Annotated in this window: 11 protein-coding genes and 1 pseudogene; 3 read left to right on the top strand and 9 right to left on the bottom strand. The window is 59.2% G+C overall.

Features of this window, described 5'->3' with window-relative positions; translation table 11 throughout:
* Window positions 1–152: 152 nt before the first annotated feature.
* Window positions 153–536, top strand: a complete 384-nt coding sequence (locus RT582_RS21770) for a DUF1622 domain-containing protein (protein WP_046622686.1) — start codon at window positions 153–155, stop codon at window positions 534–536.
* A gap of 114 nt (window positions 537–650) precedes the next feature.
* Here the strand turns inward: RT582_RS21770 and RT582_RS21765 are convergent, their stop codons facing one another.
* Entirely contained in the window at window positions 651–854 is a 204-nt protein-coding gene (locus tag RT582_RS21765) for a heavy-metal-associated domain-containing protein (RefSeq protein WP_014159574.1), read from the bottom strand.
* A gap of 52 nt (window positions 855–906) precedes the next feature.
* Between RT582_RS21765 and RT582_RS21760 the strand changes: the two genes are divergently transcribed.
* Window positions 907–1077 (top strand): hypothetical protein, encoded by a 171-nt coding sequence (locus RT582_RS21760; protein WP_224742961.1) that lies wholly within the window; start codon window positions 907–909, stop codon window positions 1075–1077.
* 159 nt (window positions 1078–1236) lie between these two features.
* Here the strand turns inward: RT582_RS21760 and RT582_RS21755 are convergent.
* Window positions 1237–1662: pseudogene (locus tag RT582_RS21755) on the bottom strand (DNA cytosine methyltransferase); the annotation flags it as partial.
* Window positions 1663–2069: 407 nt separating this feature from the next.
* Window positions 2070–2711 (bottom strand): SOS response-associated peptidase, encoded by a 642-nt coding sequence (locus RT582_RS21750; protein WP_017246258.1) that lies wholly within the window; start codon window positions 2709–2711, stop codon window positions 2070–2072.
* A 481-nt stretch (window positions 2712–3192) separates the two neighbouring features.
* On the opposite strand from RT582_RS21750, the gene RT582_RS21745 reads away from it, so the two are divergent.
* Entirely contained in the window at window positions 3193–4158 is a 966-nt protein-coding gene (locus tag RT582_RS21745) for a site-specific integrase (protein ID WP_313479981.1), read from the top strand.
* Between the two features lie 485 nt (window positions 4159–4643).
* On the opposite strand, the gene RT582_RS21740 is transcribed toward RT582_RS21745, so the two are convergent.
* From RT582_RS21740 to RT582_RS21715, 6 genes are all read right to left on the bottom strand, one after another.
* Window positions 4644–6377, bottom strand: a complete 1734-nt coding sequence (locus RT582_RS21740; protein ID WP_313479979.1) for a UvrD-helicase domain-containing protein — start codon at window positions 6375–6377, stop codon at window positions 4644–4646.
* Entirely contained in the window at window positions 6374–8461 is a 2088-nt protein-coding gene (locus RT582_RS21735; protein WP_313479977.1) for an ATP-dependent nuclease, read from the bottom strand. Before RT582_RS21735 ends, RT582_RS21740 begins: the two co-directional genes overlap by 4 nt.
* A gap of 77 nt (window positions 8462–8538) precedes the next feature.
* Window positions 8539–9813, bottom strand: coding sequence for a TIGR02679 family protein (locus RT582_RS21730; protein WP_313479975.1), 1275 nt, complete (start codon window positions 9811–9813; stop codon window positions 8539–8541).
* On the bottom strand, window positions 9810–13955 hold the full coding sequence (locus RT582_RS21725) for a TIGR02680 family protein (protein WP_313479973.1): 4146 nt from the start codon (window positions 13953–13955) through the stop codon (window positions 9810–9812). The genes RT582_RS21730 and RT582_RS21725 overlap by 4 nt, the downstream gene beginning before the upstream one ends.
* Window positions 13952–15220 (bottom strand): TIGR02678 family protein, encoded by a 1269-nt coding sequence (locus RT582_RS21720; RefSeq protein WP_313479971.1) that lies wholly within the window; start codon window positions 15218–15220, stop codon window positions 13952–13954. Before RT582_RS21720 ends, RT582_RS21725 begins: the two co-directional genes overlap by 4 nt.
* On the bottom strand, window positions 15217–15780 hold the full coding sequence (locus RT582_RS21715; protein WP_313479969.1) for a TIGR02677 family protein: 564 nt from the start codon (window positions 15778–15780) through the stop codon (window positions 15217–15219). Before RT582_RS21715 ends, RT582_RS21720 begins: the two co-directional genes overlap by 4 nt.
* Window positions 15781–15813: the final 33 nt, after the last annotated feature.

Raw genomic sequence — 15813 nt, 5'->3', positions numbered from 1 at the left:
GCCACTACAAGGAGCACTTCGGAATGATGTCCAAGCCGATAGCGGGTGTCAGGAATGCGGAACCTGAGCAGTGCTATCTCTGCCACCAGACCACTTCATGGAACGACATCCGGGGTGTGGGGATCTATGATCACCATTGACCGGATATGCCGATGAGCGCTGATTTGCCACATGTGGCGATCGGGATCGCGGTCGCGGGATTCGAGTTGTTCGGCGTCGGGGTCATCACCCTGGGCAGCGTGTTGGCTTGCGGCCGATTCGCCTTCATCCACAAGGGGTTCGAACTGAAGGCGCGATATCACTCCCTGCGGCAGGAGCTCGGCGGCGCGATCGTACTGGGCCTGGAATTTCTCGTGGCCGCCGACATCATCCGAACCGTTACGATCGATCCCTCGCTGCAGGGCGTCGCGATCCTTGCGCTGATCGTGCTGATCCGAACCTTTTTGAGCGTCGCACTTCAAATCGAGATCGAGAGAGGATGGTCGTGGCGGCGCAATCGACCCTCCCCGCCCGACCACCCGAGTACCTGCAACTGAGTGGTCGGGCCGGTCAGTTCAAGAACGGCTTCGTCCGACGACCGCACTGGCCGAGAACCTGGTCGCTTGACCCTGACGATCAACGAGGCCTGAACGAGGCCGCCAGGCGGTGCTTCACGGAGCGATCCAAACCGCCTGGTAGCCGGACTTGGTCAGTGTGGCCTCGACGATCTCACGGGGCTGGTCGGAGACGACCTGCACCCGTCGGGCAGGAACATCGGCGTGAACCCGCGCAGCCGGGTCGACGGACTGGATGGCGCGCGTGACGCCTCGGACGCAGCCGCCGCAAGTCATGTTCTGGATGTGGAACGTCTGCATGGGACAACTCCTGTTGGTTTGCGTACGGCTATCATGGACAAAGAGAGCCGGCATGAAGCGGCCAGAGACCGGCCACTACGAGTTGGCCATTTCGTATCGGAGCGACGACGAGCTGGACAAGACCGTGCACGACCTGCTCACCGAGATCAGCCAGGAAGCCGACATGCGCAACTGCTTTATTGAGGCGGATGCCTGGGAAGAAGGCACCGAGCGCAGGTGGTAGGGCTTACGTTGGTTTTTGGTTCCATTGCTCCCCAAACCCCTTTTCTCGGTATCTAGCTGGCGAGGTGTGATCACCCGCAGCGAGCCGGCAGCTTGTTGGAACACCAAGTCCTTGATCCAGGGCTCCGGTGGCCGGTTGAGCTTGAGGTTGAATTCCCCGTTCGTTAAGGGCCTGATACTTGGGCGTTTTGCTGGTGGCCTCGGACAGCAGCCCACTGGCGCCCTTGCATGGCGAACTGATGAATACGGCGTCGGGGCGCAGATTCTGCGCGGCGCGGCGTATGTCCTCGGCAGTCGCCTCGGTCCAGCCAGCAGGCGGTTGCTGGCCATGGAAACGGGTGTATTGCTCGCGGGTAAAGAGGTCTAACAGGGTGCCGGGAACGCCAGCTAGTCGCTCGAAGTCACGGAGCCCAGCTGGGTCTACGTCTACACCTCCAAGACACTCCCATTGGGCCTCTACATTCCCGACAACGGGGCGCGCTCTATTGAACCCTCGAGCCCCACCCCCAAGGCCGCAGCAGAAATGGAAATGGTACAGGGTGCGTTTCAGGTGAGCAGAGCTGGAATCGCGGGAGCTGTCGTACATGCTAGATCCTCTAACGGATATGTTTGCATGCGCGACATTGAACTACAGTTCAACTTATGGCAACACAATAATTGAACTGTGGTTCAATTACTTGACGGACGGTAACCCGCGGATTGCATCATCCCAAATCTGATCACGCTCGGGATCGTTACCCACTTTGCTGATCCAAGCTACTGAGTAGCTCCACCGCTCAGCGAGCAGCCTGCCTGTCCAACCTTTGCTCTTATAAGCAGCCTTGAACTCGGCAGGAGTCATGCGTGCCGGCCTATCGGCCTCGCCGTCAGACATAATTTTTCCAGTCATAGTGATCTCTATCTGGCCGCGGCGCTGCCAAGCTATCGGCAGCAGGCCAACATTGAACTGTGATTCAACAAGAGGCAAGAGGTTTTATTGTACTTGGCGTCAACTCAAAGCTGGGGATAGGCAACCAGCCTATCGGCTGGATACTGGGTCATGAACTCACTGCTGATTTCAGCGGGAGCTGTCAGCCAGTCCTGGTACAGCGCCTGAGGGAGCACCACCACCATGCGCTTCTCATGCCCCGGGCGATGGAAGTTGCGCATCAGCGCATGGTCATCGGCATTCACCGTCAGCATTGAGAACGACAGCTCCCTATCACCTGCAGCAGTTTTCCTCTCCTCCCATAGGCCCGCTATCCCTAGCAGCCGCCCATCGGCACGGGAAATTCGAGTAGGAATAGCCTTGCCTGTTCGCCAGTCGGGCTCATAGATCGCCACCGCAGGGATGATGCAGTGCTGTGCCTTCTTCCATGCCTCCCTGAATGACCGCTTGACCGAGGCCGTCTCAGAACGGGCGTTGTAGGTGGACCGTGCCAGCTTTTTGTCGGCCCAGAAGGGCAGGAGCCCAAACACTCCCACCTCAGCTTCAAATGGCAACACGGCGTCATCGTACGGGTCGACATTGCGAGGCTTGCGCAGGAACGGCCCGGCATAACCTGGCCACAATTCGAGCTTCTCCTGAGCGTCGAACTCGACACCAAACTCTTCTTGGAGACGCTCTGGGGTAGGGGCTTCGTAACGACTGCACATAACACACCTCTCATTCGTCACTGTGCTGCTCGGTGTTGCGGCCCGCAACGCCTTGGCGAGTGGGATCTATGATTAGGACAATCTCTCGCGGCACCCCGCTTACTGAGTACTGATAATTCCTTTTAGGGCGCTATGGCTTGAGTTCAGAGCGAGCTAGCCATGCATGGCATCGAATACTAGCTCGCCATTCACCTGCGGTAAAATGCCACGAATCGGCGAGCGCAACATGCAGGTGCTAGCGAAGAGCGTCCATAAGCGCCAATGGCCCTATCTTGAGCATTGGAGGCGTTTAGCTCAATGTCGATCGCGTGAATGCTCGACCAATAGTCGATGAAAGTTAAACCACTGCAAACGAGCCGACTTCGGTTCGCCCTTGGCCAACGAACCAATGTCCAAGGTATGATATAGAAAAACAGGGATTTGGATTTGGCGGTCTTTGGATTTTCCGTTATATAAATAATAATGTTCTGGGTGTTGTTTTTTGTTTTTCTTATTTGCAATAATTGGTTGTGTGGCATGTGTCACGCAAAATAATAATAATAAGAAGAATGGTATGAATGCAGATACTCAAAGCGCCTACATTAGTTTGGCCAGTAACTTCTATGCGACTCGGATGCAGGGCGTTGAGCTTGATGAGCTCAATATTATTGGTGCTTTGCTTCGGGCTGCCCCCGATTACCGCCCGGATTATTACCGGCGCTTACGTAACGCTCTGGCGTTTGATCAAAAGCATCGAGGCAATTTCTGGGCTGCCCAAGAAATCAACCGGACGCTCAATCCGGTCACTGTGTTAAATTTGCCGCGAAAGAAAAAGCAGCCACGTCCGCAGAAGCTTTCTACGGCTGATTTCGAGGCGTGGCTACGGTGTCTGGCTGAACGAGATATGCCTGTCGAAGCGGGAGCTTTAATGGTGATATCTCTTACCGGAGCGAGACCATGCGAGCTTAACGGCATTTCCATCGATGGCCGGCGCATCCATATATCCGGTGCAAAGCTTAGCCACAACGGTTTACGCGGCGCTAGCCGAACGCTTGAGGCTGAAGATGGCGTTTGTAGCATCTTGAGAGATGCTCTCGCTGCTTTCAAATGTCAGCCCCGCAGTATGGACTCAATACGAGTCGCGCTTCATCAAGTGGCGATTGAGCTATTTGGTAGAAGAAAAGTGCCGAGCATGTATACGCTTCGTCATCAATTTGGAGCGAATTTGAAAGCCTCAGGCATGTCCGCAATAGAAATGGCATACGTCATGGGGCACCAGGCTACCGATTCGATTAGCCGCTATGGCGATAAAAGATTTGGACGTGCAGAAGCGGTTAAGGTTAAGCCTGCAAGCGATGCTGACTTTTCAAAGGTGAGAGATACAGTGCCTGCTCGAATGCGTGCGGACGCCTTAGCCCTCAATGATCAGCGAGACTGGGATCGTAGGTCTGAGGTCGCTGACGGCTGAAGGTGATTTATTTCCGCCTGTCGGTTTGGGTATTCAGTGGATAGCCCGACTGAATCCCCCTAGCGCATAAGAGCGGTTTTTTGCCCCTGGCCCTGGCTTTGATAGCGATTTCCCCTTTTAAGCCGGAAACGCTCAGGCATCAGTTGCTTTGACTGGGGCACGTAAGTTTCGCTCAGAGACAGCCACTGTACGACTCTGTTGAAGAAAAGTAATTCCCTGGCCTACGGCAGAACGCAGCTCGGAGCTTGCTGTAGCGCTTCCCCCAGGCGTATAGGTTGTGCATGAATCTGCAATGCGCAAACCGCGCTCGTCAATTTGATTGACCGCTTCGATCTGGAATTATTCGTGGTAACGCTGATCGCTTTCTTGGCACCTCCTGGCGGGCCTCATTACGAGCTTGAAAGCCCCTACGAGACCAATGCGATTCATTGATGCTAACAGTTTGCGGACGTAGTAGCGCCGACATGGTTGCTCGATACACCGCTTCAGGTTTGGATAGCAAGCACTTCTACGTTGTCTTCCCCAAAAAGGCGGTTCACCGCTGCGAGAGCCTTATCCGGCATGGTCTGAGTAGCCAGCACGGCGAGTCGCGTCATAGGTCGGGATATGGATACATAAAAGAGATTTCGAGCACGATAGAAGCCCTTCGTATTCTTTGCATTCAATGCATTTGTTTCAATTAGCTCGAGTAATTGTGGCCAGTTGTAGTGGTTCCACCCGCCTCCCAACACTACAAGAACGTTCTCAAACTCGGCGCCCTTCACGCTATGTTGCGTGGCAAAGGAGGTCTGCTTTTCGATGAATTTGACCACCTCAACGACCTCTTCGTAACGAATGTCCCGCAGCTTGCTGTAGCGAATAAGTGCGGATGCATTCTCAGGTATTGGGTCGCCGTTTAGTGCTATGAGTTCTTCGTCACGCCGCAATACGCGGTCTGGTGGCGATGGGCGTCTTGTCACTTTTAGATGGTCAACGACCTGTCCGATCGTACCTTCTGCACGTAGCTTCTGGAGGGCATCCATGTCGCGACGCCAACTGGCTTTGTCTTCATGTTTGGTTATCGCAGGACCGGAGCCGTATGCCCTGAACATATCGCCGTAGCGAGATGCGCCGTAGGCTGCACATATGGGTTCAACGACTTCTGCAAAGAACTTGATCGCCGGGTCTTCCTTTTTTGCGAACAGATCGTTACGGCCGCTGAATACCTCTGCGAGGTTGGGATAGCCCTGCTCAGCTGCTAGGACGTTGTGGGTAAGCATCAGTACCTTCGTCCTGCTCAGGTCCCAGCCCTCGGCTTGCAGCCGTTGCATCAAATTTTCCCGAGTGCTTCGGGCCAGATCAGGTGGCAGATCCTCTTTGGAATGCCTGTCACTTGTCCGTTGACCCTTGTAAGCGTTGGTGTGAAAGAAGCGCGCCTCGCCCTTTGCCTCGGGGTCGTGAACGGCTTGGTGTAGTTCAGGGCGCAGCTTATTCAGTACATCTACGATAGCGGGAACCGACCGAAAGTTGGAGCCTTTGGCAATTTCTTTGATCGGATACTCCGCGAGCTCGTATTCACTTCGATAAATGGTTTGCCAGTGGTCTCCAAATAGACCAACGAGGGGCCCGGTGGCGAGCTTTAAGAAGTGCTCGGTAATCGCTTCCATGAATTGGCGATGGGTATCTTGATACTCGTCGATAAAAATCACTGGAAACTGCTGGGTCAAGATTCGTCGAAATTTTTCCTTCTGCAGAAGCTTGGCCATCATCTCCGGGATGTCGTCGTGACTCAGCGTGACTCTGTCCATGTCGACGCCGAAGAATCCCAGGTCGTAACCCACGGGCTTTGAGCCGATACCTCCGCCTTGTTCGACTTTCTCTTTCCTATCCTCCATTTCCCCCACGAGGTCACGTAGCGCCTTCTGAAACTGGCGTAGGAATGCCCACGAGAAGCCGTGGATGGTATTGACCAGAATGGCGGGATGATCCTCAATCTCTTGGGCAATCTCATTACGGGCAACTTCGGTGTAGGTGATGCAGGCTACCTTTTGCCCCGCTCGAACTAAGGCTGGGCCTCGCTCGGCAATCAATCGCTTCAGCGCGGCGACCAGGGAATACGTCTTGCCTGCGCCGGCACCAGCTTCAAGGCGAAAGCTGAGACCCGCATCAAGGGCCTCATTGATCTTTCTTTGAGCCTCTTGTGCAGCGATGAGTGCGGGATTCTCGTCAGGTTTAGTCATACTGCCTCCTCCTTAACTGGCGCTTCCACGTTCTGTGCGGGTGGAGGAGGGGGTTCGGAAAGCCATGCCAGGCCTTCCTGGATATAGCGGGGTACCACCCATTCTTTCTCGCGAATGGCGAACCGCAAGGCCGTATCCGCTTTCGCGAGCCCCTGGGCGATCTCCCACGCTTCAGTGGCCTCGTCCTGTTCCTTTGGCCACTCAAATCGATCCGGGTTTGCTAGGACGAGCGCGTCTTCATAGCTGCGGGCGCATACGTTCGTACCAGGCTTCTCTGCAATCTGATAGGCAATGCGACGGTAACCGCTTTGCTTCTCTTCGGCAGTCTTGGCAACAAGCTCGGCAGGAGTGATTTGCCAGTCATTCTTTCCCTCGGTATCTTCGGGACGAAACCATTCTTTGATAGCCGCGTTCGACGTTCGCTCACCTTCAGCCACAGGGCACTTGTCCCAGGTCGTAATCGTTTTTCCTTTCTTGTTCTGCTTTTCCACCGGTTTGGTTGAATCCAGGTCGGTGACGACCAAGGTCTTGAGTTCGAGAAAGTCGAGGAGTGGATAGAAGATGTGCGCATAAGCTCCGCCGACCTCGACGCAGGTCACGTACTGTCTGGCCAGCTTGTGCTTGTCGTCGAGCGACCTATCAACCAATTCGCACAGCCGAGGCATCAGCAGCCGCTCCGTCGTCCCCTCGACCATAATGGCCTTGTCCGCAAAGTACAGATCGCACTTGGTCAACGTCATGTACTGGTGCAGGAAGTTCTGGTCGTCGGGAGAGATACTGCCCATGCCCTTCTTGAAATCTTTAACCTTGGTCTGACGAGCGTTTGCCTGGCTCGGTGACTCATTTAGGAAATACCGTACTGCTTCAAACGATGCGGCATTTGCAACATGCGGAGAATGCGTTGTGATGATGACAAACTGAACGTTCCACGCAGCCTCTTCGGGGTAGCTCGCCGACAGCTTTCTAATGGCGGCATTCAGTTGACTGATGAAAACTTCTTGCATCTGCGGATGCAAATGAGCCTCAGGTTCTTCGACGAAGATTAGATGTGTGGTTGGGCGGGTTGCCTTGGCTCGGTAGGCCTTGTGGTAGCTTTCGAGCTGCAACAACATGTAGATCAGATTGCGAGTGCCGAGGCCGTTGTAGCCTTCCGGAAGATGTACCCCGTCTGTGCCGGTGTAGACCACCTTTGTGTGATCCGACAGCAGGGCCTCAACATTCAATGATGTCTCGGGCCGAAGTTCGGTATCGTTGAGGCTTGGAAAGCCCAGCACTTCCATGGCCGGTAGTAGCCTCCTCAGCATCTCATCGAAGTTACCTTGAATATCGCGTTCGATGTCTTCGACTGACGCCTTCAGCTTTGCCGCCAGCTCCTGATCTCCTGCTGCGGCCGTTGGTGCGGAAGCAGTCTTGAATAGCGCGCTGAGCAGTTTGCCAATGACATCGGCGTCGCCATGCTTCGCATGGTCGAGAGCTCTTTGTGCGCGAACGAAATTGCACTGCAGTAAAGCCGCTAGTGCGGCCGTACCCTCAAAGTCACGCCGGTTGGTATCGTCCGTGGGGTCAATGGCGAACACATGGATGTTGTATGCCTTGGGCAACGTGTCGCGCAATGAGCGGAAGAAGTGTGTTCTTGGCTCGACACCTTCTGGCTCTGCAGGTACATCGAGCAGAGTGTGGAGGGTTGCCAGCGTAGCTCGGTACTCGACGCGTACAATGGCTGTGGTGGAGTCTACGTCCAGGTCAATAACGAAAGGTGCAAGAGGCCCTAAATTCGGGGAGTTGCTGTCATAGCGGAAGGTTAGAGTAAGAGAGAGCGTCGGGAGTGCTGCGAGTACGTCCTCTGGCTTTGCCGTCTTTTCTCTCAGCGTCTTTGCATTGAAGAACCGCTCGCGTTGGTGGAGCGAAAAGTCTTCCAGACGAAATCGCGCTCCGGTCTCCCCGGTGAATCGATCAAAAATGTCGGTAAACGATGTCTTCCCGCTATTGTTGCGCCCTACGATTACTGTGGAATTTCCTTCCAGCATGATCTCAACATCCTGGAGGAGTCGAAATCCCTCGACCCTAACCTTCTCGATTCGCATGTTTGCTCCCGATTGATTGCCCTAGTCGCTTCCGGTTTGCCGTCTGGCCTTAGATGGTCTGTTGATGATCGGGCGGATTATTTCTCCCCATGCCTCAGATCGCCTAAGAGAGTGCTGAAGACCGCTTCCTCTGGAATGGCGAGCCCGTGGGTGTCCATAGCGGTGTGCAGCTCTTTGTCCCATAGTGCCTCGACACAGTTGATGTCCAAATCGCGTGGGCGCGCCGGCGCTACCATCACAGCCTCAAGGTAGTCTCTGCAGCCGAATCGCCAAGGGACTGCCTGCCAAGTACGCATGACGTGATTGCCGATGCCGATCCCTGGCCAGTCATAGTCGCCGTGGTAGTGTATGCGCGCGCCGGCGGCGGCCAACTGGTCGAGTAGAATTCGCTGCGCGGCGGCGGGCATGCCATCGGTGCAGACTAATGGAGCACTATCGGCACCTAGACGGTCGGCGACGATGGCTACAATGTTCGGGTTTTCACATACGTACACATTCCGTCCGTCTACTGCCCAGGAATACGGCTTGCGAACCAATTGCCGCAGTGAGAGGTAGGCGGGCTCGCCAGGCAGCCAGGTGTGGGCTGTGTCTGGCAGCGCAGGCAAGTTAAGAAAGAGAGCAGGGCGGGCCAGCTCGTTGACGAGAACTCCCGCCCCCGACCAGACCTCCCGAACACGCTCTTCGGTGCCACCGCCAGTCTCGGTTGTTGCCTCATCTTCTTGAGAGCCGCCCGTGCGCTCGTGCAGGCGCCACGCCGACAGTACCAGGGTCGCTACAGGACGGCCGGTATCCAGCGCATGGGCATCGCCCAGCGTTTCGGCTGCAAGTTGCGAGCGAGGCAGTCCCTCCTCGGGCAGACGGCGGAGCACAGTATCAGTCGCTAACAGTAGCTGATTAGCGCCCGCGGGATCGCGCCCAAGACGCTTGAGCAGGGGTATGGAGGTTGCTGTATTTTGCAGCCAGGCGCGGAGGATAGGGCTGCCTTCGTCCGACGCCGAGGTTGTCAGGGCCGACCATTGTGCAGATAGCCTTTTACGCAGGCTGGCTTTCGCAACGATAGGGCCATCCAGCCTCTCCAGAGCATCCTCTAGCGAGTTGGCTAGCCCAGCCTCACGCAGTCGTGCATCGAGCTCGGCAATGTCCAGCGTCATCGAGCGCGCTATTCGCGAGGGGCGACCGGTCAGTTGGCAAAGAGCTGAGTACTCTTCCGCGGCAAGGTTGCTCAAGTGAACTGAGGATAGCGACTGCTCGACATCGGCGAGTTCAAAACGGCGGCGCAGGCGCTGGCGCAGGGCGGCTAGTGTTGGCCCGCCGAGCAGGCGCTGTAGGCGTAAGTCGGGGCTGGTCTTCATGCCAAGGGAAACCTGCGATCAGGATCTTCTTCGAGTCGCTTAGCCCGTCCATCCCAAGTCCAGCGCGAGACGAACACCGCATCGATACCTTCGCGACGCTGCAACTGGCAGATCGACACGCCAGGTAGCTCCGCATAACAGGCCCACTCCCGCTCGCTGGTGATGACGAAGTCCAGGTCGAATTCCCGCACCAGGCCCATGCAGTGGGCCCGGGCGGTATCGTCGATACCGGCGAAGGCTTCGTCCAGCAGCATCAAGCGTGGCGCCAGAGGGCTGCCGCCGTGGCCGTAGAAACTGGCGATGGCGGCGAACAAGGGGACGGTCAGGCCTAGCGCGCGTTCGCCGCTGGAGGCCGGTCCAGACAGCTTGCGCCATTGACCATCTTGCTGACGCTGGATGCGGAAACGATGCCAATAGCGATAGTCCAACGCGTGGGCGAGTTGATCGAGAAGACTTCTACCTGCGCTGTCGGCATCGGCCAGGGCGCGTTCGGCGGCGATCTGCTGTTGCAGCATGGTACCCACCGCGTGCCGGTCCTCGGTCGACCAGAGGTCGGCGCTGGTATTGAGCAGGCTCTTGCGGGCGGCCTCCAGGCCCGCCGGTGCGCCGTCCTCGACGGATAGCGGCTCCCATAGCAGGCGGTAGCGTACGCCAGTGGTAGTTGGGCGCTTGTGCAATTCGTGGTTTATCGCCTTGACGCGGTCGTCGGCAGCCCGCATCAGGCGCTGGAGCTCGGCTGCGATCTCCGCCTGCAGGTGATTTTCCAACACTTCGCGCTCGCGCGCCGACAACAGCTCGCTGCGCTGGGCAATATCCTCCGCCAACACTAGCGCGAGGGTATCGGGACGCTCGGCACGGTTCTGGAACTGGATAGTGACGGTGATGCCCCAGTCGTTGGGTTCCGAGATGGCCTGGTGGTTCAAGGCGCTCAGCCCGCGCTGCAGTTCGCTCAAGTCTTCGGCGATGTGTTTTTGTACACGGGTCCAGGTAGCCTCGTCATCGGCGAGGTCAACCAGCGCCTGTTCGATGCGGCGGGCCAGGTTCAGCGCCGGGTCGATGCTCCAATGCTCAGGCAATTGCAGCTCCGGCAATGCGGCGGCCAGCAGGCCGCTGGCGCTGAAATGGCGAAGGCGCTCTACGGCCGTAGCGCGTTCGTCGCTACGCTCGCTCAGCGTCTGCTCGGTGCGTTCGACGTGAGCCGTGGTCACCGCCAGCCGCTTTTCCGCTTCGCCCAGCGCCGTGCGGCGTGTTTCGGCTTCCTGCTCGGCCTGGGTACGTCCGGCGAGCGCGGTGGCCAGTTTGGCCAGCAACTCGTCCACCTGTTGGCCGATGGACTGGCGTAGCGTCTCGAAGCGGACCCGGGCCTGTTCGGCCTGCTCGTCGGCGACCATCAGGGTCCCCTCGGCCTGTTCCAGCAGCCTGCGCGCTTCGTCTTCGCGCCGTTGCTGCTGGCGCTGATCAGGCCATGCCCGCTGCCACTCGCGAGACGCCTGGACCAGATGCGCCTGGGCGTTGGCGAAGTGCTCCAAGGCCTCTTCGGTTGCCGGTAGCAGCTCGGGGTCGTCTGGCAGGCGCAGATCGGTCGCGTCGTGGCTTAACTGCTCGCGTGCCGATTGCCATGCGTCTTTGGCTTCCTGGCTGCGTGCTTCGGCCTGAGACAGCAGTTGCCGGGTCCGGTCGACATCACGGGCGGCCTGCAGCGCGGCAGCAATCGCATCGCGCAGTGGGCGCTCGGAAGGGACGCATTGCCGTTCCCGTTCGGCTTGGCTGCGATCGGCGCTCAGGGCTTCGTATTGTCGTTCGAGCTTGGCTTGCGCCATGTCGAGTTCGGCGAGGAGGGTGGCGAGTGCTTCCAGCCGTCGTTGTCGCGCCAGTTCCCGTGCGCTGCGGCCGATGTATCCTGCCTCGGTTTTTTGCCAGGCGCCGGCCAGGGGCCCCAGACGATAGCGACCATCAGGCGATAGCCAGGCTTCGGCATCGCTCGGCTCCTGCGTGCCGTAAGCCACGCCCGCCAACAGCGCAGTCAGCGTTTCTGGTGCGATCGGGCAGGCCTCGGGCAATGCGGGGATCAGCGCAGCGTTCAGGTCGGCACCGTTCACTGGCTCGCGCTGGTGCCAGCTGCTATCGAGCAGCGGCGTACCGTCGCTATCGCTCAATCGCCCATTTGGCGACAGCCAGGCGTCAAGCAGGCCGCTGGCTTCCAGGGCGGCTTCCAGTCCTGCCCGTTGCGCGGCATCCAGGCTCGGGTGGAAATCCACCAGGTGCCAGAGCGGCGCGCCCTGCCGTTGCAAACGCACACCACTGGCCCGGGTGGGCGGCTCGGCGGGCAGCGCATCTTCGCCGGCGGCCAGGCGGCTGCGCTCGTCCTCGATATCGGCGCGCTGCTTGTCCAGGTTGGCGAGGTTGGCGTCCAGTTCAGCCTGTTGGGTTGCGTGTCGGTGCAGCGTGGTCTGCCAGGCGTTCTCCAGTGCCACTTGCGCCGGGTTGTCGCCTTCCGGCTTGGCCGCCCACTCGGCCAGTCGCAGCAAGGGCTGCTCAGCCTCGAAGCGCAGCTGGACGAGGCTGCTGCAGTGCTCGGACCAGGCCTCGAGCAACGCGCTACCTGCTTGTTCGGAGCGTTCGTCGGCCTGCTCGCGTTGCGCCAGCGCTACGTCCATTTCCCCGCGAATGGTTCGAACGTGTTCTTGCTTGTCCCCCAGTACCGCCTGGCGCTGGCTGACCTCTGCATGACGCAGACGCAGATGGGCGATGTCCTGGCGCCGATTCCGCACCAGCTCGCGCAGGGCTTCTTCAGCGGCCCTATACTCGGGCGGATGTGTCGCCAGCGCTTCGGCTTCAAGGCTGAGCAACGGGTTAAGCGCAAGGTCCGCTGTCATGGCGAGCGCTTCGCCCGCGTCCCGCGTGCGAGCACGCGCCTTGTCCAGCTCATCGCGGGCCTGGGTGGCCGCAGCGATCCGTCGCTGGCTCAGTGCTACTTCGCTAGTGAGTTTGCTATGCGTTTCATCGCGCTGTCGGCTTGCCGTGTGAGCTGCCTGTTGCCGTTCGGCGGCGTTGCGTTCCTCCTGGGCCAGGCGGTTGGCGTCCTGGTTGGCGGGGTCGCTCTGCAGCGTATCCACCAGCTCTCGAGCGGCTGAGTACTTCAGCTTCGCCGCCTCGTGCTCAGTAAAAGCCTCATCCTGCGCGCGCTGTGCGCTGGCGCGTTCAGCCTGCGCCTGATTGCGGGCCTCGCTGGCGTTGTCGAAGTGGGTTTGAGCCTGACGCAACTCGCGTGCCTGGCGCCGCGCCAACATGCCGGTGTAGATGCGGTAGCGCCGTTCGAACTGGGTGACGGTTTGCTCCAGTAGGCGCGTTTCCTCCAATTGAATACGGTCTTCCTCCAACTGGTTGAGCGCCTCGGCCACATCACCCAGCAGCTCGGGTGGTAGCGGTGGCAGCGACTCGCTCAGGGCATTGGACAGGCCGGTTTCGTCGGGTTTCTTCGACAGTTGTGGCTGGCGCAGCTGGATCAGGGTATCCATCAGCGCGTCATAGCGCCGTGTGCCTAGCTGGAACAGGCGCTCGTCCACCGCACGGCGATACAGCTGATGGTTTTCGAATAGTTGGCCGCGTCCGCCAAGTGCATCGCGCAAGCGTTCGCGGGTAAGAACCTGGCGCTCGGCAGTGGTAAGCCAGAGATCTTCGCCGATACGTGGGTCTAGTGTCGCGCCGTCACCCTCGACGATGAAAAACCAGCTTTCTACCTGAGCCCGGCCATCGACTGCCGACAAACCGACCCCCAGGGTCAGGTAGCGGGGGCGGCCATCGCGCTCGCGCCGGCCGAACTCGATCCAGCTGTAGCCGATCCGACGGGGATAGCTGCCGACCAGGAGGTTCCAGGCCATCTTCTTGCCGCTATCGCCGTCGGGCTCGACGCGCGACGAGCGCAATTGTGCGTCCAGCAGCAACGGTAAGGTCAGCGACAGCACCTTGGATTTCCCGGTGCCGTTATTGCCGCGCAGCAGTAAATGGCCATCGTGGAACCAGAACTCCTCGCTGTCGTAGTGGAACAGTTCGACGAGGCCAAGACGCAGGGGCTGCCAGCGTTCGCGCAGAGGCTCGGGTAGCGCGGGGCGAAGGGAGGTGACGAATAGGTCGTTGGTCATGCGTCGGACTCGGTTAGAAACAGGGTTTCGGCGCCCTGGGCGTTGCGCACCTCGGTCTGTCCGAGGGAGAAACGGGCAATGGCGGGCAACGGATGTACGCCATGCATATCACGCAGCATTAGGCCCAGACGACTTAGGCGAACGATGGCGATTTCCGCCAGCTCATGTTCGGCGCCTGGTGCGCGTGCCGATTTGCGCCAGTAGCGGCCATATCGCCCAGCGGCCTCGCGCAGGAACAGGGCAATCTCGCTTTCGGTCGCTCGCAATGGGGCACGTTTATCCCGCAAACGCCGAGCTAGGTACTCCGCTACCAGCAGCGTTACATGAGCCTCAGTGCCCTCGGCGGGCATGGCTACATCCGTTAATTGCCCGCTCTCGTCGATCAGGGCCAAGCCTTCGGCACGTTGTTCGGCAACCAGTCCGGTGGCTTCACACAGGCGGTTGGCGAGAACACCCCGCTGATTGAGGAAATAGCTGCGCGTCTCTTCATCCAGGCTGTCGGTATACAGCACCGGATCGTCGAGCAGGCGTCGCGCCAGGTGGTGGCGTATGGCGTCGCGCCTGCCTTGCTCACTGTCCGCTGTAAAGCCGGCCACCAGTGCATGCAGCCGCGCCTCGGTATTTCCCGGAGTCTCCTCTGTGCTCCAGGTCGAGGGCCCGCGCACCGCCGCCAGCAGGCCGGCCAGCAAGCGCCGGTGGATGTCGTAGAGCGCGTCGGACTGTGGCCCGCTGCCGTCCTGTACGTAACTCTCTTCCTCGCCAGCGACACGTTCGAGAACGCCGTGAGCCAGGAGGGTACGGCACACCATGACCAGCTCGCGCCTTTCGGCAGCGCCGTGCAAGGTGAAGGCGAAACTCAATGTCTGCAATGCCGGGTCGGCGGCTTGTTGTACGATCCGTTCGCCGATTTGTCGTAGGGTGATCTGCGGGTCGGCTCGCTCCAGCACTGCAGCAGCCAAACTCAGCAGTACATAGCGACGTCGGTCATAGTCCGGCAGGCCGCGGGTCCGGGCGGATAGGTCGGCCGGGCGCTTGAACAGGCGGGCACCCTCGCGGTCCACATGCAGCGGCCAGCCGGTCTCGCGGGCGAACCACTCGCGCAGGCGCTCGGCTTGGCGACGTACGGCGGGGAAGTCCGCGTGCCCTGGCGGCATGAGCGGGCACATCAGCAGGCTGCGCAGAGCCCGGCGGAATTCGTCTTGTTGCTGCGCCTTCTGTGTTTCTCCGACATGTCGGATGCCACGGCGGGACGAGGGTATGCTCATGATCTGTCCTCGGTGAGCCGGATCGTCAGCAGATGATCCCGGCCGGAGAATACGCCGGCGGCCGTGCAGATTTGGGCGCGGCTGTTTCCAGCCAGAGGTTCCAGTCGAATATGCAGCAGACCGTCGCCCGTTTGGCGCTCGACAGGGCTGTTCGGGTCCTGTTGTTCAGCCAGTGCCTCGCCAAGCAATCCTAGAAAGAGGCCGAAAGCATGCACATCAAGCTCACCCAGCTCCGATAGGCGAGTCGGGCTGCCGGTCGCCAATCTCCGGCGCGCGGCTTCGACCTGACGCGATTCCTCCGCTAATTGCTGAGCCATCAGCGCACGATCTCGGCTACGATCCCGCACTTTCGCCAGTGCGCCACGCGGTGCGGCTTCTCCATACTCGCGCAGGCGAGGATTTATGCGCAGCGGCGGTGCATCCAGCCAAGAGGTGCTCGCTGGCACGTCGTCTGCTTCAGCAATCTCGAGCGAGAAGTGGCGTGCTGGCTGTAGCGCGAAGGCTGCATGCGCAAGACGGTGAGCATCGTCGTCGCTGTGTAAGCGTTCATTCCAAGACATCCTGCCATCCCGCTGACTTCCGCCCTAGAGTGA

The sequence above is a fragment of the Stutzerimonas kunmingensis genome (assembly GCF_032106285.1).
Classification (GTDB): domain Bacteria; phylum Pseudomonadota; class Gammaproteobacteria; order Pseudomonadales; family Pseudomonadaceae; genus Stutzerimonas; species Stutzerimonas kunmingensis_B.
The sequence above is the reverse complement of the archived record's forward strand: the minus strand, read 5'-3'. Positions and strand labels throughout refer to the sequence as shown.